The organism is Sphingopyxis sp. Geo25, assembly GCF_949769135.1.
In the GTDB taxonomy this organism is placed as follows: Bacteria; Pseudomonadota; Alphaproteobacteria; order Sphingomonadales; family Sphingomonadaceae; genus Sphingopyxis.
The window spans coordinates 325,284-343,317 of sequence record NZ_CATKOZ010000001.1; the positions used below are offsets into that span (position 1 = coordinate 325,284).

General features: G+C 66.4%; 22 protein-coding genes. 9 read left to right on the forward strand and 13 right to left on the reverse strand.

Annotated elements, in window-relative coordinates; all coding sequences use genetic code 11:
* Positions 1–48: 48 nt before the first annotated feature.
* From QOL68_RS01620 to QOL68_RS01635, 4 genes are read right to left on the reverse strand one after another with little or no spacing between them, the layout of a single operon-like run.
* Positions 49–498 (reverse strand): hypothetical protein, encoded by a 450-nt coding sequence (locus QOL68_RS01620; protein WP_282946342.1) that lies wholly within the window; start codon positions 496–498, stop codon positions 49–51.
* On the reverse strand, positions 491–1,126 hold the full coding sequence (locus QOL68_RS01625; RefSeq protein ID WP_058457034.1) for a CoA transferase subunit B: 636 nt from the start codon (positions 1,124–1,126) through the stop codon (positions 491–493). The genes QOL68_RS01620 and QOL68_RS01625 overlap by 8 nt, the downstream gene beginning before the upstream one ends.
* Positions 1,123–2,016 (reverse strand): HAD family acid phosphatase, encoded by an 894-nt coding sequence (locus QOL68_RS01630; protein WP_282946347.1) that lies wholly within the window; start codon positions 2,014–2,016, stop codon positions 1,123–1,125. Before QOL68_RS01630 ends, QOL68_RS01625 begins: the two co-directional genes overlap by 4 nt.
* Positions 2,016–2,726, reverse strand: coding sequence for a CoA transferase subunit A (locus QOL68_RS01635; protein WP_282946349.1), 711 nt, complete (start codon positions 2,724–2,726; stop codon positions 2,016–2,018). Before QOL68_RS01635 ends, QOL68_RS01630 begins: the two co-directional genes overlap by 1 nt.
* A 91-nt stretch (positions 2,727–2,817) precedes the next feature.
* Between QOL68_RS01635 and QOL68_RS01640 the strand changes: the two genes are divergently transcribed.
* Positions 2,818–3,714: a LysR family transcriptional regulator gene (locus QOL68_RS01640; protein WP_282946351.1), complete on the forward strand. Its 897-nt coding sequence runs from the start codon at positions 2,818–2,820 to the stop codon at positions 3,712–3,714.
* Between the two features lie 62 nt (positions 3,715–3,776).
* Complete coding sequence (locus QOL68_RS01645; protein ID WP_282946353.1) at positions 3,777–4,586, forward strand: universal stress protein; 810 nt, start codon at positions 3,777–3,779, stop codon at positions 4,584–4,586.
* Between the two features lie 24 nt (positions 4,587–4,610).
* Here QOL68_RS01645 and QOL68_RS01650 read toward each other — a convergent pair whose 3' ends face one another.
* The 3 genes from QOL68_RS01650 to QOL68_RS01660 all read right to left on the reverse strand — a co-directional run bounded on the left by QOL68_RS01650 (position 4,611) and on the right by QOL68_RS01660 (position 6,916).
* Entirely contained in the window at positions 4,611–5,273 is a 663-nt protein-coding gene (locus QOL68_RS01650; protein WP_282946355.1) for an HAD-IA family hydrolase, read from the reverse strand.
* Positions 5,274–5,328: 55 nt separating this feature from the next.
* Complete coding sequence (locus QOL68_RS01655; protein ID WP_282946357.1) at positions 5,329–5,715, reverse strand: hypothetical protein; 387 nt, start codon at positions 5,713–5,715, stop codon at positions 5,329–5,331.
* A gap of 88 nt (positions 5,716–5,803) precedes the next feature.
* Complete coding sequence (locus QOL68_RS01660) at positions 5,804–6,916, reverse strand: DUF2855 family protein (RefSeq protein WP_282946359.1); 1,113 nt, start codon at positions 6,914–6,916, stop codon at positions 5,804–5,806.
* Between the two features lie 56 nt (positions 6,917–6,972).
* Here QOL68_RS01660 and QOL68_RS01665 point away from each other — a divergent pair, with 56 nt between their 5' ends.
* Entirely contained in the window at positions 6,973–7,356 is a 384-nt protein-coding gene (locus tag QOL68_RS01665; RefSeq protein WP_204992561.1) for a DUF488 domain-containing protein, read from the forward strand.
* Here the strand turns inward: QOL68_RS01665 and QOL68_RS01670 are convergent.
* The 3 genes from QOL68_RS01670 to QOL68_RS01680 are packed head-to-tail and all read right to left on the reverse strand — an operon-like array spanning position 7,353 to position 9,482.
* A complete protein-coding gene (locus QOL68_RS01670; RefSeq protein ID WP_204992562.1) occupies positions 7,353–8,039 on the reverse strand; it encodes a VIT1/CCC1 transporter family protein in 687 nt (228 codons plus the stop codon). The two genes, QOL68_RS01665 and QOL68_RS01670, sit on opposite strands and share 4 nt — an antisense overlap.
* Before the next feature lie 37 nt (positions 8,040–8,076).
* Positions 8,077–8,541, reverse strand: a complete 465-nt coding sequence (locus QOL68_RS01675) for a GlcG/HbpS family heme-binding protein (RefSeq protein ID WP_282946364.1) — start codon at positions 8,539–8,541, stop codon at positions 8,077–8,079.
* Between the two features lie 20 nt (positions 8,542–8,561).
* Positions 8,562–9,482: an SMP-30/gluconolactonase/LRE family protein gene (locus tag QOL68_RS01680; protein ID WP_204992564.1), complete on the reverse strand. Its 921-nt coding sequence runs from the start codon at positions 9,480–9,482 to the stop codon at positions 8,562–8,564.
* Between the two features lie 194 nt (positions 9,483–9,676).
* Here QOL68_RS01680 and QOL68_RS01685 point away from each other — a divergent pair, with 194 nt between their 5' ends.
* Together QOL68_RS01685 and QOL68_RS01690 are read left to right on the forward strand one after the other, a co-directional pair.
* Positions 9,677–10,276 (forward strand): TIGR02466 family protein, encoded by a 600-nt coding sequence (locus QOL68_RS01685; RefSeq protein WP_282946367.1) that lies wholly within the window; start codon positions 9,677–9,679, stop codon positions 10,274–10,276.
* A 136-nt stretch (positions 10,277–10,412) separates the two neighbouring features.
* Positions 10,413–11,846, forward strand: a complete 1,434-nt coding sequence (locus tag QOL68_RS01690; protein ID WP_282946369.1) for an NAD-dependent succinate-semialdehyde dehydrogenase — start codon at positions 10,413–10,415, stop codon at positions 11,844–11,846.
* Positions 11,847–11,953: 107 nt separating this feature from the next.
* Here QOL68_RS01690 and QOL68_RS01695 read toward each other — a convergent pair whose 3' ends face one another.
* Positions 11,954–12,715 carry an SDR family oxidoreductase gene (locus QOL68_RS01695; RefSeq protein ID WP_282946371.1) on the reverse strand — a complete coding sequence of 254 codons (762 nt, stop codon included), beginning with the start codon at positions 12,713–12,715 and terminating at the stop codon, positions 11,954–11,956.
* On the reverse strand, positions 12,712–13,083 hold the full coding sequence (locus QOL68_RS01700; protein WP_058456990.1) for a dihydroneopterin aldolase: 372 nt from the start codon (positions 13,081–13,083) through the stop codon (positions 12,712–12,714). The genes QOL68_RS01695 and QOL68_RS01700 overlap by 4 nt, the downstream gene beginning before the upstream one ends.
* A gap of 90 nt (positions 13,084–13,173) precedes the next feature.
* Here QOL68_RS01700 and QOL68_RS01705 point away from each other — a divergent pair, with 90 nt between their 5' ends.
* From QOL68_RS01705 to QOL68_RS01720, 4 genes are all read left to right on the forward strand, one after another.
* Positions 13,174–13,677, forward strand: a complete 504-nt coding sequence (locus QOL68_RS01705; RefSeq protein WP_502957366.1) for a GNAT family N-acetyltransferase — start codon at positions 13,174–13,176, stop codon at positions 13,675–13,677.
* A 332-nt stretch (positions 13,678–14,009) separates the two neighbouring features.
* Positions 14,010–14,594 (forward strand): DUF1285 domain-containing protein, encoded by a 585-nt coding sequence (locus QOL68_RS01710; RefSeq protein ID WP_058456992.1) that lies wholly within the window; start codon positions 14,010–14,012, stop codon positions 14,592–14,594.
* Entirely contained in the window at positions 14,594–15,181 is a 588-nt protein-coding gene (locus QOL68_RS01715; protein ID WP_282946377.1) for a CoA pyrophosphatase, read from the forward strand. Before QOL68_RS01710 ends, QOL68_RS01715 begins: the two co-directional genes overlap by 1 nt.
* Positions 15,178–16,380, forward strand: a complete 1,203-nt coding sequence (locus QOL68_RS01720; RefSeq protein ID WP_282946379.1) for a CCA tRNA nucleotidyltransferase — start codon at positions 15,178–15,180, stop codon at positions 16,378–16,380. The genes QOL68_RS01715 and QOL68_RS01720 overlap by 4 nt, the downstream gene beginning before the upstream one ends.
* Here QOL68_RS01720 and QOL68_RS01725 read toward each other — a convergent pair.
* Positions 16,353–18,032, reverse strand: a complete 1,680-nt coding sequence (locus tag QOL68_RS01725) for a putative bifunctional diguanylate cyclase/phosphodiesterase (protein ID WP_231728998.1) — start codon at positions 18,030–18,032, stop codon at positions 16,353–16,355. The genes QOL68_RS01720 and QOL68_RS01725 overlap by 28 nt on opposite strands.
* Between the last annotated feature and the right edge of the window lie 2 nt (positions 18,033–18,034).

The following is an 18,034-nucleotide window of genomic DNA, read 5'->3' on the forward strand; positions in this document are numbered from 1 at the left end:
GGCCGCCGTCTTAGCCGCGACTTGTCCCTCCGTCACCCCCGCCGGGGATCAGGGCGCAAGATATCCCCAGGCTTTGATCGTACCGGCGGCGTGGACGGCGCCTAAGACCAGTACGATCGCCGACGACCATAGCGCGAATTCGGCGCTGTGGCTGTGCCGGACCAGGTTGACCGGCACGAACAACAGGCCGCGCAGCAGGTAGATGGCGGTAATGACGACAAGGCCCGGGCGCAGCAGCGGCAGGCGCGGCAGCGATCCGGCGCCCGAAAAGGCATAAGCGGCCCAGACAAGCAATGCCGCCGCTATGCCCAGCGTGATCAGCGCCGGCCGCCAGTCGCCGCGCGCCGCGGCGCGCGCCATGGCTTCGCCGGCGCCGAAGAAGCGGTACCAGTCGGGCCCGCCGAAGATGCAGGCAATGTGCAGCAACGCCGCCGCCACCGAGAGCCATCCGCCGACGAGCAGCCAGGTCGCGCTGGGGCTGGCCGCGAGGTCAGGCAATATAATGCGCGGTTGTCTTTGCCGCGACGTCCTCGGCCGTCACCCCCGGCGCGAGTTCGATCAGCCTGAACGGGCTGTCATGATCGTCGCGCTTGAACACCGCGAGGTCGGTGATGATCATGTCGACGACATTCTTGCCGGTCAGCGGCAAGGTGCATTCGGGGATGAACTTCGGGCTGCCGTCCTTGGCGTTATGCTCCATCACGACGATGATCTTCTTGACCCCCGCCACCAGGTCCATCGCGCCGCCCATCCCCTTGATCATCTTGCCGGGGATCATCCAGTTGGCGATGTCGCCGTTTTCTGCGACTTCCATCGCGCCGAGCACGGTCAGGTCGATGTGCCCGCCGCGGATCATCGCAAAGCTCTGCTCCGACCCGAAATAGGCCGATTGCGGCAATTCGCTGATCGTCTGCTTGCCGGCGTTGATCAGGTCGGCGTCCTCTTCGCCCTCGAAGGGGAAGGGGCCGATGCCGAGCATCCCGTTTTCCGACTGCAGCGTCACTTCCATCCCCTCGGGGATATGGTTCGCGACCAAGGTCGGGATGCCGATGCCGAGGTTGACGTAATAGCCGTCCTGCAGTTCCTTCGCGGCGCGCGCCGCCATGTCATCACGCGTCCAGCTCATCGGCTCGGCTCCCATTGCTTGTCGGAGGGGAAAGCGTCGTCCCAGCCCAGTTTCTCCCATGGGCCATAGACGGGATTGGGGAACAGGAACCAGCCCTTGTCCCAGAGTGCGGTAGCGCCAGTGCTCGTCGCGAGCGCCATCCGCTGTGCGGCGGGCAGATCCTTCACGTTGAACTGCTGGCTGAAATCGCCGAGCTGGTCGCCGCCGAGGATGATCACGCAATATTTCGACGCGATGGTGGCGCGTCGCCCGTCCTTGCTCGACCCGCCGGCGTCATCGCCCATCAGGAACAGGGTCTCGCCATGCTTGAACTCGCCGAGCCCGGCGGCGCGCAGCGTATCCTCGCTGCCCTTGGCATTGGCGGCGCTGCGGTTGGTATTGACGATGACGGTTATGCCCGCCGCGCGCAGGGCGTGCACCATATCGACGCTGCCCGGCATCGCGACCGCCTTGCCCGCGCCGGTCTTTTCCCACTGGTCCCAGATTTTCGGATCGAAAGCGGTGCCCCGCTCGGCGAAATAGCGCATGGGGCCGAGGTTCCAGATCAACGTCTCGTCGGCATCGAACACCGCGGCGAAGGGCTTGTTCCCGCAAGGCTCGAACGCCGGGGCGTCCACGCCCGCGCCCTGCGCCAGCACGACGCTGTCCTTCGGCCGCGCCTTGATCCGCCACAGACCATAATCGGCGATCCGTGCATTGGTCGCACGCACCGCGACCGCCGCCTCGGGCGAGCCATAGAGATATTGCAACGCTACCGGCGGCTTGGCAGCCTCAGCGGGAGCGGGTGCCGGCAGGGGGGCGGGCGGCGGAGCCGGAGCCGTCGCTACCTCTGCCGGCGCGCTCGCGCACCCGGCAAGGAGCAGCGCGGCAGTAAGGGCTAAGCTGCGCATCACGCGGTCTCGCGCGGGCGCGTCGTGCGGAATTCGATCTTCTTGTCATAGGGCGCGCCGACGATCATGCGCTTCACATAGATGCCGGGCAGGTGGATGCTGTCGGGATCGAGGCTGCCGGTCGGCACGATTTCCTCGACCTCGGCGACGCAGATTTTCGCCGCGGTCGCCATCGGCTGGTTGAAGTTGCGCGCGGTCTTTCGGAAAATGAGGTTGCCGCTCTCGTCGGCCTTCCACCCCTTGATGATCGCGAGGTCGGCGAAGATGCCGCGTTCGAGGATATAATCCTGCCCGTCGAAGCTCTTCACTTCCTTGCCGTCGGCGACGAGCGTGCCGACACCGGTCTTGGTGTAGAAGCCGGGGATGCCCGCGCCGCCGGCGCGGCAACGCTCGGCCAGCGTGCCCTGCGGGCAGAATTCGACCTCGAGCTCGCCCGCCAGATATTGCCGCTCGAATTCCTTGTTCTCGCCCACGTAAGACGAGATCATCTTCTTGACCTGCCGCGTGCGGAGCAGCTTGCCGAGCCCTTCGCCGTCGATCCCGGCATTGTTGCTCGCGATGATGAGGTCTTTCGTGCCCGCGTCGCGGATCGCGTCGATCAGCCGTTCGGGGATGCCGCAAAGGCCGAAGCCGCCCGCGCAAATGTGCATGCCGTCGAAGAGCAGTCCTTCGAGTGCGGCGGCGGCGTCGGAATAGCGCTTGTTCCCCATGAAACAGCCTCCTTGATGAGTGATCGCGCGCGAGATTGGCGCATTTGATCCATCAATTCTAATTTTTCTAATTTTCGATTATGCATAAACAATGTCTATCAGTCGCGTCTCGCTCTATCACCTCGAAACCCTGCTCTGGATCGATCGGCTCGGGACCTTCTCCGCGGCCGCCGAGCGGCTCAACACGACGCAGCCCGCGGTATCGGCACGAATGCGCGAGCTCGAACAACGACTGGGAACAAGGCTGTTCCGCCGCGACGGGCGCACGATGTCGCTGACCGCGGCGGGGCGCAAGCTGGTGCGCGACTGCGATCCCTTGCTCCGCGACATGCAGGTCGCCTTACTCGGCAGCGGCGGTTTTGCCGAGGCGAGCGGAGTGGTGCGGATCGGGGCGGGCGAGATCGCGGCGGCAAGCTGCCTGCCCGCCTTCGTTGCCGACCTCAAGGCCGACATGCCGAATGTCGGGCTGGAGATCGAGATCGATCTGACCGCGAACCTGATCCAGCAACTGCTGACGGGGCGCACCGACATCGCCTTCGCCGCGGGACCGATCGCGCACCCGGCGCTCAAGACCCAGCCGATCGGCGAGGTCGCGCTGATGTGGCTGGCGAGCCCCGCGGTCGCGGCGGCGTTCGCAGCGGGCGAGGCGCAGCTTCCGGTCTGGTCGCTCGCCAGCCACTCGCCGATCCACGGCCGGATGCGCGATGCGATCGAGGCATCGCGGATCGCGCAGGAATCGCTCAATCTCTGCAACAACGCGCGCACGATGATCGATATCGCGAAGGCGGGCGGCGGAGTCGGCATCTTTCCCGAACCGATGGCGCGGGCAGAGGTCGCCGCAGGCGCGCTGGTAGAGCTTTCGGAAATGCCGGTACTCGCGCCCGTCGCTTTTCATGTCGCAATGCGCGTGTCCGACAGCGAGCCCGTGCTTGCGCGCATCTTCGAGCGCGCGGCGCTGCTCAGCCTTTCCGTGCCGCCTCAATTTTGACGCCGGTCAATGATCGGCGGCGGCGGTGGGCCCATCAAGGGCCGACACCAAAGGAGTCTGCCATGCGTTCGATTCTCGTCCATGCCGATCATGACAAAGCCAATGAAGTCCGCCTGCAGACCGCGCTCGACATCGCACGGCGTCTGCGCGCGCATCTGACGCTGCTGATCGCGACGCCGTTCCGGCAGTTCGTCGCCGTCGATCCCTTCGGCGGCAGCTATGTCCTCGCCGAGGCGATGGCGAAGGCGCAGGCCGACGATGCCGCGCTCGAAGCCGCGCTGTCGGCGCGGCTCGGCGGCGAAGATGTGCCATGGGATATCGTCACTGCCGACGGCGACATCGTCGGGTCGCTCGCGGCGGCGGCGGCCTTTGCCGATCTCGCCGTGGTCAGCCTTCCCGGCAAACCCGGTAGCGGGGTCGGCGAGCCGTCGATGCTCGCTGGCGACCTCGCGATCGCCGCCGCAGCGCCGGTGCTCGCGCTGCCGCGCGAGGGCCGACGGCCCGACCTCGACGCTCCCGCAATGGTGGCGTGGAACGGCAGCGCAGAGGCTGCGAACGCGCTGCGCGCCGCGATCCCGCTGCTCGCCGGGCGGCGCGTCGAGCTGGTCTCGGTGGGCAAGGACGACGGCAGCTTTCCCGCGACCGACGCGCTGACCTATCTCTCGCGCCACGATATCCATGCCGAGGCGCGGATCGTCGAGCGCGGCGGCGTGACGGTCGAGGAGGCGCTCGAAAAGGCGGCCGAGGCGATGGGCGCCGGGCTGATCGTCATGGGCGCGTTCGGCAAGAGCCGCCTTCGCGAAACGCTGTTCGGCGGGGTGACGCAATATCTGGTCACGAGCGGCCGCTTCCCGCTGCTGCTCGCGCACTAGGTCGAGTAAACCGGGCGCGCGATTTCAGGGTAAGGGCAGTTCCAGCACCGCCGACAGATCGGCGAGCGCCTGTTCGCCGCTCGTCACCTTGATCGCGTGCATGCCGAGCTGGCTCGCGGGTTTGCAGTTGATGCCGAGGTCGTCGAGATAGACGCAGTTCGCGGGGTGGGCGCCCAGCGCCTCGCACATCATCTGATAGATGCGCGGGTCGGGCTTGCGTACCCCCGCCTTGCTCGATTCGATGACATGCGCAAAGCGCGCCATGATGTCGGCGACCTCGATCGCCGCTTCCGCGCTGCGCGTCATCCCCGCACCGCGGATGCCCATCTTGCCGCCGGGGACGTTGTTCGTGATGCACGCGATGGTGAAGCCGCTGTTCTTCAGCGTATCGAGCGCGGCAACCATCGCCGGGCGGACCGCGCCCGCGATCACTGCGAGCACCGCTTCGCCCTCGAGCTCGTGCCCCAGCGCGCGCGCTTCCTCGGCGAACAGCGCGTCGAACGCCGCGGCGTCGATCTCGGCGCGCTCGAACTTCGCCCAGGCATTGTCGTCGGGGTTGGTCGCATTGACCCGGCGCACGAAGTCGTGCGGCAGCCCGCGCTCGGCCTCCAGCCGGTTGAACGCCTCGAAGGGCGAAGCGGTGATGACGCCGCCGAAATCGAAGATGACATGGGTGTAGCGAGACATGCGGCGGCTAGAGCCGAGATTGACGTTAACGTCAATCCGGTCGCGCGTCGTTGCGCTACTTCACCCGATTGCCCGACCAGCTCGCATCGTCGATCGTCAGGTCGAGCCGGTCGGGCGAGCGCACCGTGTCGATCAGGAAGACATAGGGCCCGCTCGCTGCGAGGATCGCGTCCATCGCCTTTTCGAGGGGGATCGTCACGGTCGGGATGCGTGCATAGCTCGACTTCACTTCGACCTTGTTCGGTCCGACGCGCGTGACGGTGATCGTGACACCACTCTTCGACGAACCGCGCGCGTCGGAGATCACGTCACCCTTGTAGGTGCCGGCAACGCGGTCGGCGAGGTCGGTCTTGCGCGGCGCGGTCGCGGGCTTGGTTTCGGCATGGGCGGCGGCGGGCAGCAACAGCGCGGCCGCGACGGCGAGGGAAAGCGAACGAAGCATATCTGGTCCTTTCAGGGAGCAGCTTGTACCGCCATTTGGTTCTTGGCGAGCCATTTGCAGGCCGCCGTGTGCCGAATGGCGGTATAAGCTAGGGTTCGACGATGATCCCTGCCTTGGGATCGGCGCGACCCGACAGCATTTCCTTGTAAGCATCCAGTGCGGCTTCTCCGCCGCTGCGCTTGTCGATCCGCGCCAGCTGCGGCGCGACCTCCATGAAGCCCAGCCAGGCTTCGGCAATCTTCTGCCCGAACACCGCGCCGCCCCAGTCGGCGATGCGCTTCTGGCTGCGACCGGGGGCGAAGAAGCCCTGCCGCTCGGGGCCGGGCAGGCCTTCGACATCGGCCTGCGCGTCCCAATGCGACTTGCCGACGATGATCGACGCCTTGAGCTGCCCCCCGAAATGGCTGTGGACGCTGCGCGTCACCGCGCCATTGCCCGCCATGTCGACGAGGGCCGAGGGCGCCCCGGCGCTCAGCGTCATGATCTGATCATAGCTGATGACGCGGTCGTAGATATTCTGCGCGGCCAGCGCTTCGACATTCGCAGCGCTGGTCAGGCCGACGATTTCGGGCCGCGGCTCGGGCCGCTGCTTCAGCGAAAAGCCAAGCCCGATCGCGGTCTTGCTCGACGCGCTCGCGATCAATATCTGCTCGGCGCCATAGTCGCCCTCATCCTCGAACTGGTCGGCGATCAGCCAGCCGGTCAGGAACAGCGGGCGGAACACCGGCCAATAATCATGATCGGCGGCGCGATAGTCGTGCAGCGCCTCGATCCGCTGGTAATGATTGTAGATGGGCGGCAGCGTGGTGCGGCGCGGCGTTACGTCGGTAAAGCCGCCGGGGCCGACATTCCCGGCGGTCAGCACGGCCGTCTCGGCCATCGGATAATAGCCGTAGAAGCGGTCGCCGGGCGCGATGCCCTCGGCCGCGCTTTCGGTCACCGTCGCGAACCCCCAGACCGGAAGGCGGCCCGGTTCGCCGCGCTCGGCGAAGAAATCCCAATAGCCCTGATCCCTCCCATTTTTATCTGGGCCGAACAGCCCCGCGGGCTTCCCGAACACCGCATAGGTGATGTTGTTCGCGGTCATCGCATAGCTGTCGAGATGCACCCGGACCTGCCCGGGCGCGAGCGGCGGCGAGGGGTCGTCGACCAGGCTGGCCTGCTTCACGTCGTCACGGTCGATGTCGATCGCCCAAGTCATGTCCGGACCCCTCCGATATCTTGCCCGCAGCCGCGGGATCGCCGATAGTCTTGCAGATGGAACAGCCAGTTACAATCGCGGTAAAGCGCATTCATGACGCGGCCGAGGCAGGCGACGGCGCGCGCTTCCTCGTCGACCGGCTCTGGCCGCGCGGCGTGTCGAAGGAAAAGGCCGCGCTTTCCGCCTGGCTGAAGCCGCTGTCGCCGAGCGATGGCTTGCGCAAACGCTATCATGGCGGGACCGCCGATTCGGACGAGGCCTGGGACGCCTTTCGCCTCGACTATTTCGCCGAGCTCGACGCGGGTGGCGAAGAAATGAAGGCGGCGCTGTTCACACTCGATGCCGCGGCGGATGCAGGACCGGTGACCCTACTCTACGCCGCGAAGAGCGCCGAGCGGAACAATGCGCTGGCGCTGCGCGAATGGCTGGAGCGGCGCTAGGCGACCGCCCCGAACAGCGACCCGATCGCGATCGTCGTCGCCATTGCCATCGCGCCCCAGAAGGTCACGCGCACGACCGGCCGCAGCATCGGCGCGTTGCCTGCCCACGCGCCGAGCGCGCCGAGGAGCGCCAGGAAGATCAGCGACGCCCCCGATACGGTCCATGGCAGCGAGCCTCCATGGTCGAAAAACACCGTCGCGAGTGGCAGCGCGGCGCCGACCGAAAAGCTTGCGGCCGACGCGATCGCCGCCTGAATGGGTCGCGCCGCCGCCGCCTCCGTCAAGCCGAGTTCGTCACGCAAATGGGTATCAAGTGCGTTGTGCGCGGTGAGCTGCACCGCGACCTGCTCGGCAAGCGCGCGGTCGAGCCCGCGCTCCTCGTAGATTTGCGTCAGTTCCTCCAGTTCGAACTCGGGATCGTTCGCGAGGTGGAGCTTTTCGAGTTCGATGTCGGCCTTTTCCGCATCGCCCTGCGAGCTCACCGAGACATATTCGCCCGCTGCCATCGACATCGCGCCCGCGACAAGCCCCGCGGTGCCGGTGACGAGGATCGACGATTCGGAGGCACCCGCCGCGGCGACGCCCGCGATCAGGCTCGCGGTCGAAACAATCCCGTCATTGGCGCCCAGAATCGCCGCGCGCAGCCAGCCGATTCGCGTAACGGCGTGTGTTTCCTCATGCATCGTGGCGCTCCCCGTTGCGAACGGCGCGCCATCAGGGTCAGCGGGCGCGCTCCGACTTCAGCCCTGCTGCCGCGATCCCGGCGGCGGCGCAAGCCGCATCGTCGGCGGGCGCTTCGCCCGATGCGCCGACCCCGCCGAGCCGCGTGCGTCCGTCGGCGCTGAAGATAGGCACACCACCGGGCACCGTGACGACGTGCGGCGCATCGGCGAAGCCCGGCGTGCCCTTCGCCGCTTCTTCCATCCCGCTGGTCGGAAAGCCCCATGCGGCGACCGCGCGGGCTTTCTCCAGTGAGAAGTCCATTATCCCGAAGGCATTGCCGTCCATCCGCCATGTCGCGACGGGATGGCCGCCAAGATCGACGACCGCGATCGCATGGCTCTGTCCCTTCGCACGCGCGTGCGCCGCGCAGCCCTTGACGATCGCATCGGCCTGGTCGGCGGTCAGCACCTGTGCGCTTGCTGGCGTTGCCGCGAGCAGAACGGCGGCCGCGAATATCTTCATCCTCGCCTCCCCAGCCAAAGTCAGTGCTGGAGCTTCAACCCCGGACGCTTCCACCGCGTCTTCACTAGCCGGCCAGACCCCGACAGGGTGAGATAGGCGTCCTGCATATCGGCTCCACCGAAGGCGATGTTGGTCGTGAAAATGTCGTCGGTCTCGACAAATTCGACGAGCGCGCCATCGGGGCCGACGACCGATATCCCGCACTCGCCGATCGTCGCGACGCAGATATTGCCGTTCGCTTCCATCGCGAGGCTGTCGAAGAATTTATAGCCCGCGGGGCGATAGAGCGGGATGCCGGGGCCGCCCGGCCCCGCGGCATCATCGACCTTGCCGGGGGCGATAATGTTGAACTGCGTCAGGCGGCAGGTGTAGGTCTCTGCCGCATAGAGTTTGGTTCCGTCGGGCGAGATCCCGATGCCGTTCGGATTATAGCTCGGGAAGATCACTTCCTCGATGAAGCTGCCGTCGGCCTTGGCATAGAAGATGCCGACGATGTCATGGCAGCGCTTCGCATAGTCGACCTTGCCATGGTCGGTGAACCAGAAGCCGCCGTGCGCATCGAACATGATGTCGTTCGGGCCGCGCAGCACGACGCCATGGTCGCCGGTCTGATACAGCACCTCGACCGCTCCGGTCTCGATGTCGATCCGTTCGATCCGTCCGCCCGAATAGTCGTCGGCGATCCCGTGCGGCGCCAGATAGCCGTTCGATTCGACATAATTGAAGCCGCCGTTGTTGCAGCAATAGAGCTTGCCGTCGGGGCCGATCGCGAGGCCGTTGGGGCCGCCGCCGGGGGTCGCGATGATCTCTTTCCGTCCGCCCGGCCAGCAACGCGTGATCCGCCCGGGGGCGATCTCGGTCACGATGACGCTGCCATCGTCCATCACGACCGGCCCCTCGGGGAAGCGCAATCCGTCGGCGATCAGTTCAAACTCGGCCATCCTCGTCTCCCTCTTTGCTCGTTGTTGCGGGGTCCGGGTCGTTCGCTGCTGCTTCTTTTTCGTCACCCCGGACTTGATCCGGGGTCCATCAAGGCCTCGGCGGGCGGAATGGATGCCGGATCAAGTCCGGCATGACGACTCAAGCGGCAGCGTCTCTCCTTGCTCTCGCGCGTTTCCTATGCTTTGCGCCCATCATGCCCGTTCGCACGCTCTTCGCCACCAATTTTTACGAGGCCGATATCGGCACCCCCGACCTGCTCGCAGAGCTGGAGGAAAGCTGCCGCCTGTTCGCCGAAGAGGATGGCGCGGGCCGTGCGTGGAGCCGCGAGCATGGCTACAAAGGCTATACCAGCTACGCGAGCCTCGGCGACCTGCCCGAACGCGACCCGGCTTTCCATGACCTCAAGAGGCTGCTCGACAAGGAGGTCAAAGCCTTCGCCAGGGCGAGCCATTTCGACCTCGCCAAGCCGCTGAGGCTCGACAGCCTGTGGGTCAATGTCCTGAAGCCCGGCGGCACCCACAGCGGCCACATCCATCCGCACAGCATCGTGTCGGGAACCTTCTATGTCGCCGTTCCGCCAGGATCGGGCGCGCTGAAGCTCGAAGACCCGCGCCTGCCGATGCTGATGGCCGCGCCCGGCCGCACCGACGATGCGCCGGAGCATCAGCGTCCCTTCATCTACGCCGAACCCGCGGCGGGCCGCGTCTTCCTGTGGGAAAGCTGGCTGCGGCACGAGGTGATGCCCAATGCCGCCAAGAAGGATCGCATCAGCATCAGCTTTAACTATCGCTGAGCGGCCTTATATGAGCGCTATCTGAACACCCATTTCCGTTCGTGTCGAGCGAAGTCGAGACACGCATCGGCGTGGAGCAAGGTCGAGGGGCATCTCGACTTCGCTCGATGCGAACGGATCAGGCAGGAAATCCCCCATGACCGCGACCTACGACGCCGACCTCCAGCTCTTCATCAACGGCGCCTGGCGGAGCGGCGAAGGGCGCGACGAGCGGCCGGTGTACAATCCCGCAACCGCGGGCACGATCGCCGAGCTGCCGGTCGCGACCGCGGCCGACCTCGACGAAGCGCTCGCCGCTGCGGAGCGCGGGTGGCCCGCCTGGCGCGCCAAGACCCCCGACGAGCGCGCCGCGCTGATGCACAAGGCCGCAGGGCTGATCCGCGAGCGCGTCGAGCATATCGCGACCTTGCTGACGCTCGAACAGGGCAAGCCGATCGCCGAGGCGCGCGGCGAGGTGCTTTCGGCCGCTGGGCTGTTCGCCTATTTCGCCGAGCAGGGCAAACGCATCGAGGGCCGCGTCCTCCAGCGCCCCGTCGGCCAGCGTGCGATGGTCACCAAGCATCCGGTCGGCCCGGTCGCGGGCTTCAGCCCGTGGAACTTCCCGGTCAATCTGATGGTGAAGAAGATCGCCCCCGCGCTCGCCGCGGGCTGCGTCGTGATCGCGAAAGCGCCCGAGGAAACCCCCGGCTGCACCAGCGCGATCATGCGCTGCATCGCCGATGCCGGCATCCCCGGCGACGTCGTCCAGCTCGTCTATGGCGACCCCGACATGATCAGCCGCCACCTGCTCGCCAGCCCGGTGATCCGCAAGGTCAGCTTCACCGGCTCGACCGCGGTCGGCAAGCATCTGATGAAGCTCGCCGCCGACGGCGTGAAGCGGATCACGATGGAGCTTGGCGGTCATGCCCCGGTGCTGATTTTCGACGACTGCGACCTCGAGAGCACGCTCGACAAGGTCGTATGGCAGAAGTTCCGCAACGCCGGACAGGTCTGCATCTCGCCGACGCGTTTCTATGTCCAGCAGGGCATCTACGACGCCTTTGTGAAGGGCTTTGCCGAGCGCACGGCGAAAGTGAAGATCGGCAGCGGCCTTGATGCCGATACGCAAATGGGCCCGCTCGCCAACGCGCGCCGCGTGCCCGCGCTTGAAGCTTTGGTCGCCGACGCCAAAGCCAAGGGCGCGCGCGTCATCGCGGGCGGCGAGGCGACCGGAAACGGCTATTTCTTCCAGCCGACCGCGATCGCCGACGTGCCGATCGACGCCGCGGCGATGAACAACGAACCCTTCGGCCCGATGGCGCTGATCCGCCCGTTCGGCACCGAGGAGGAGGCGCTCGAACAGGCGAACCGGCTACCCTATGGCCTCGCGGCCTTCGCCTTCACCGAGAACGGCCGTCGCATCAACCGCATCGTCGATACCATCGAAAGCGGCATGGTCGGGGTGAACAGCTTCGTCATCTCGACGCTCGACATGCCGTTCGGCGGGATCAAGGAATCGGGCTTCGGCAGCGAAAGCGGTCCCGAGGGGCTCGACGGCTATCTGGTGACCAAGGCGGTGCATATTTATTGATACGTCAATAATTTGGTGTGCCCCCGCGAAGGCGGGGGCCCATCACCTGCCGGTGCCAATTCGAGCCCACCGGAGATGGGTCCCCGCCTTCGCGGGGACGCGATTGGTCAATCCCGCTCCAACGCCACAAAATCGCGCCCCAGCGGCGCCAGATGCGCGCCGCCGTCGACGAAGATCGTCTGTCCCGTCACCGCCTCGGCGCGCGCCAGATAAACGACGGCATCGGCAACCTGCGCCGGCGTTGGCAGCGCGCCGAGCGGCATGCGCTTCGCCAGCCGCCCGACCTGCGCCGCCGAATAATCCTCGGTCGCCATCGTCAGCCCGGGCGCGACGGCATTGACTCGCGCGCGACCGCCGAATGCGACCGCCAGCGTCGCGGTCGCCTGCCACAGCGCCGATTTCGACAGGCTGTACGCTATCTGGTCGGGCACCGGGTGGACGACGCGTTGATCGACGATATTGACGATTGCGGGTCGCTTGCCCTCGCTCGCCGCAACCAGCGCCTTTGTCAGCATCACCGGCGCAGACAAATTGACCTGCATCATCTTGGCCAACGTCGCGGCGGACAGGTCGGTCCACTCGCCCTCGGCGAACAGCGCGGCATTGTTGACGAGCAGGTCGGGCGCGCGGCCGAACTTGTCGATTACCGCCGGGACCAGCGCGTCAACCGCCGCCGGATCGGCCAGGTCGGCGGCAAAACGGTGACTCACCGCCGCCGTCTCGGCCAGCGCCTCGGCCAGCACCGGATCGGCCTCGCCCGGGCTGCGCTTGTGGATCGCCAGCGCATAGCCCTCGCGCGCCAGCCGCGCCGAAATCGCCGCGCCGACGCGGTGGAGTCCACCCGTGACGAGAGCGAGCTTCTGCGTCACTTGCGGCTCCGCCGCATCGTGATGCCGATCTGCTCGCCTTCCTCGGCGATCGCGAGTTTGACGATCTTGACCTCGACCTCCTCGACCTTTTCGTCCTGCAGGAACAGCGTGTCGATGATATGGTCGGCGACGCTTTCGATCAGCACGAAATGCACGTCCTTCGGAATGCCCTCGGTCGCCGCGAATTTCAGGTGCATGTAATTTTTCGAGCGGCTGAGCGGGGTCGTCGGATCATAATGATCGGCCATTGCCAGCTTTGCGCGCACCGAGATGCGCAGCGGCTGCGGCAGGTGCGTTTCTTCGGAATAGATGCCGGTCAAAACGTCGACGGTCAGGCCGTCCACCTCCAGCCACAATGTGTCGGTCACAAGAAATTCCTGTTCGGCGGGACCGACATTCGGCTTTGCATCGCCGCGCAGCGCCCCTAAAGCGCCGCCGCATTAGCGAAAGGGTGCGCGTTGGTCGAGTTACTTCCATTGTCCGATATCGAGCCGCAGGCGGTCGAGCATCTGCTCGACCTCGCTTTCGGACCGGATCGTTTTGGACGAACCGCCTACCGTATCCGTCAGGGCATGGATGCGGTTCCGGCCTTGAGCTTCGCGGCGGTCGAGGGTGGCGCGCTGATCGGCACGATCCAGTGCTGGCCGGTCGCGCATCATGCGCCGGACGGCGGTGCGACGCCGCTGGTGATGGTCGGCCCCGTCGCGGTGCGTCCCGACTTCCAGCGCGGCGGGCATGGCCGGGTACTGATGGCACATATGCTTGAGGCCGCTCAGACGGAGGCCGACAGCGCGCTGATGATGATCGGCGATCCCGAATATTACGGCCGCTTCTTCGGTTTCACCGCCGACGCGACCGGCAATTGGGATTTGCCCGGCCCCTATGAGAAACGCCGACTGCTTGCGCGGGCAGTGAATGGGCATGGCTTGCCGACCGGTGCGGGGATGATCGGGCCGCGCTAGACAGAAAATCGCTGTCCTACATTATCCGGCGGGCATAGCCTTCCGGAATGCCGGTCGCCCGCCCTTCCGAATGTCGCTTTGCGCGTGAAGTTACGCAGATTTCTGCGGTCTCCCGGAAAGACTCCCGATCGCTCGTCCCTCTCTCCAGACCCAGTCTTCGTCATCCCGGACTTGATCCGGGATCCATCTGGCGGACGTGCCGTCGACCCACGCCTTCAGTGCAAATCGCGAGTGAAGTTGCGCAGTTTTCCGCCAATCTCCATCATCGCCCATTTCACGCGACCCGGCGCGGGGTCTCTTTACTTGCGCCCCCACATTCCTATGTCGGACGCATGGTCACTCCCGCACCCTCGCTTCCCAAGGACTTCGCCCAACTCTCGCTGACCGAGGTGGCCGAGCTACTCGCAGCGCGCAAACTGCCGCCGGTCGAAAGCTGGCATCCCGAGCGCGAAGGCGACAGCGCGATGGAGATTCGCGCCGACGGCAGCTGGTTTCACGAAGGCGGGCGCATCAATCGCCCGGCGATGGTCAAACTCTTCTCGACGATCCTCCGCCGCGAGTCCGACGGCGGCCACGTCCTCGTCACCCCGGCCGAGAAGCTGTCGATCGCGGTCGAAGACATGCCCTTCCGCGCGGTCGAAATGAAGAGCGAAGGGACGGGCGAAGCCCGCAAGCTCGTCTTCCGCCTCGACACCGACGACCTCGTCATGGCGGGCCCCGATCACCCGCTTCGCTTCGGCAGTGACGCCGACAATCCCGATCCGCGGCTCCACGTTCGCGGCGCCATCGGCAACGGCCTCGAAGCGCGAATCGACCGCGCGCTCTATTACGAGATCGTCGAGTTGGCGCTCGCCGAGAGCGCCGAGCCACTTGCAATCTGGTCGAACGGCGCTCGCTTCCCGCTGGTGGACGCCTGATGCTATCGGAGAGGCTGCGCGACGCGCTCGGCAATCTGCGCCCCGATGAGGGCGCCGACGAAGCCTACCTGCTCCACGGCCAGGCGCTGCGCGACGCCGCGGTGCTGGTGGCCTTCACCGACCGGCCCGATCCCGGTGTAATCCTGACCCAGCGCCCGCAATGGCTACGCAGCCACGCGGGGCAGGTCGCTTTCCCAGGCGGCAAGATCGATCCGAGCGACCGCGACGCCATCGACGCGGCGCTCCGCGAGGCAGAGGAGGAGATCGGGCTCCACCGCCGTGACGTCATGGTTGCGGGGGCGACCACTGCCTATCGCTCGGGTAGCGGCTATCACATCACGCCGGTGCTCGGCGTCATCCCGCCCGATCTGCCCCTCGATCCCAATCCGGACGAGGTCGAGGACTGGTTCGAGGTGCCGCTCGACATCTTGTTCGACCCCGGCAATTATCAGCGCCGCCATGCGAACTGGCAGGGACAGGACCGCCATTATTATGACATGGACTGGCAGGGACGGCGGATCTGGGGCGTGACCGCGGATATCATCATCAATCTGGCGCGGCGACTGCCGGCGGGCTGGTATCGGTGACGGTGCTGCCCGACACTCGATGGCGCGCGGCGCCGGGGCTCCGGCGGATCGTCGCCGCGCTGGGCGCCGACGCGGTGAAGATCGTCGGCGGCGCGGTGCGGGACACGCTGCTCGGCCTGCCGGTGACCGACATCGATCTCGCGACTCCGCTGTTGCCGCAGGACGTGACGAAGCGGCTCGAGGAGGCCGGAATCAAGGTCATTCCGACCGGGATCGCGCACGGCACCGTCACCGCGATCGCCAGCGGCGACCATCACGAGATCACCACCCTGCGCCGCGACGTCGAAACCGACGGTCGCCGGGCGACGATCGCCTTTGCCGACGACTGGCGCGAGGATGCGGCGCGGCGCGATTTCACGATCAACGCGCTCTATGCGGACCCTGAAAGCGGCGTAGTCGACGACTGGTTCGGCGGGATCGCGGACCTGCAAAATGGCTGCGTGCGCTTCATCGGCGACGCCGCGGCGCGCATCGCCGAGGATCATTTGCGCATCCTGCGCTTCTATCGCTTCGCCGGGCGTTTCGGGCAAGGCGATCTCGAACCCGACAGCCATGCTGCGGTTGTTGCGGCGCGTCAGTCGCTCAAGAGCCTGTCGCGGGAACGGGTGGCCGATGAACTGACCAAGATCCTGTCGCTGCCCGATCCGCGGGCGGTGGTCGGCCAGATGACGGCCGACGGGATTTTCGAGGTGATCCTTCCCGAATTGGCCGACGATTTTGCGGCCACGCTCGACCGGCTGCTCGGCAACGAAGCCGCGACGGGCGTCTGTCCCGCGCCACTGCGCCGTTTCGCGGCGCTGCTGCCGCCCGATGCCGCGACCGCAGAACAGGTCGCGAGCCGCCTGCGCCTGTCGACGCGCCAGCGCAAGCATCTGGCGGCGCTCGCGGCGCATCGCACCGGACCCGTCCGCCCGGCGCGGCAACTCGCCCATGCCATCGGGGTCGATGGCGCGCGCGACGTCTGGTTGCTGGCGGGAACGCCCGACATGGCGACGGCCGCCGTGCTGTCGCTGAACGGCTGGGACGTACCGCAGCTCCCGATGAAGGGCGGCGATATCATCGCACGCGGCGTCACCGCGGGCCCGGAGGTAGCGCGCATCCTGCGTGCGGTCGAGGCGACTTGGGTGGCCGAGGATTATCCCGATGCCGCGCGCGTCGCGGCGCTCGCCGATCAGATGATCGGGCGCACCAGCGACTGACGCCAATAGGCGAGCGCTGTGCTCGCTTCCATCGGGTGCGCGAACAGGAAGCCCTGCCCGAAATCGCAGCCCAGGGCCGAGAGCAGCCGGGCCTGGTCGGCGGTCTCGACACCTTCGGCCGTCGTGCGCATCCCCAGCACTTCGGCCAGGCTCTGGATCGTGCGGACGATCGCCGCCTTGTCGCGGTCTTCGACCATGTGATCGACGAAGCTGCGGTCGATCTTGAGCACGTCGAGCGGCAGGCGCTGGAGATAGGCGAGGTTCGAATAGCCGGTGCCGAAATCGTCCATCGCGACGCGTGCGTCGAGCGCCTTGAGTTCGCTCAACACCGACATGGCAAGGTCGGGATCGCCGATGATGGCGCTTTCGGTGAGTTCGATCATCAGCCGGTCGCCGCCGATCGCGTTGGCCGACAGCGCGTCGCGAACGACGGCGGCGATATCGTCGCGGACGAGCTGGATCGCCGAGACGTTCACCGAGATATAGCAGTCGACCGGCTTGTTCGTATTCTGGCGGTCCCAGTCGGCAAGCGTCGCCGCCGCCTTCCCGATCGCCCATTGGCCGAGCGGGACGATCAGCCCCGAATCCTCGGCAATCGGGATGAATTCGGTCGGCGGCACCGAGACGCCCTTGCTGTTGTTCCAGCGCGCCAGCGCCTCGAAGCCCGCGACGGTGCCTGTCGACAGTTCGATCAGCGGCTGAAAGTCGAGGCGCAGCCGGTCTTCCTCGATCGCGTTGCGCAACTCGGTTTCGAGACCGAAACGATTGTCCGAAAGGATGGCGGCTTCGGGTTCATAGATTTCGATGCGATCGGTGCGCTTGGCGCGCTTGAGCGCGATCTGCGCGTGGCGGATCTGGTCCGCGATATCGGTGTCAATTTCGGGCTGAATTGCGCAGCCGAGCGCGCAATCGACGCTGACTTTCAGCTCGCCGATCCGGAACGGATGGTCGAAACAACCGCGGATACGTCGCGCCATCTCGCGGACATCGGCCTTGCCGCCGGGGACGCGCGACGAGATCGCGAATTCGTCGCCGCCGGTGCGCGCCAGAATGTCGCCGCTGCGGAGGCTCGATTTCAGCCGCCGTGCGACGGTGATGATCAGTTCGTCGCCCGCCATCGGGCCGATATGCTCGTTGATGCGGCTGAAGCGTGCGAGGTCGAGCAGCAGGATCGCATGGTCGCCGCTCCCCTCGGGGTCGCCGCGCTGTTCGACGAGCTCCTCGAAGCCTGCGCGGTTGGGCAGGCCGGTTAGGCTGTCGGAGACCAGCTCGCGGCGAAGGTTGCGCTCGACCATCATCTCCTGCGTGCGGTCGATCAGGGTCAGCAGAAACAGCGAGGTCGCGCCATTTTCATCGGTCAGCAGGGCGACCGATCCGCGCAGGTCGCGCGCCGCGACGCCCTTGCCCAGCCGGCACGAAAATTCGTGCGTTCCGGCGCCGCCTTGGGCGGCGCGCTCGATCGCGCGGCGAAGCTCGAACGGCGCGTCGACCCCGGCGGGGGACAGGTCGAGCCGGTCGAACGCCGAATTGCTGGCATGGAGCGAAAAATTGCCGCGATCCATCGGACGGATCAGCGCTGCCGGAACGGGCAGGGCGTCGATCCAGCCGACGAACAGCGAGGGCCGGTCTTCGCCGGTTCGATCAATAGTCATAA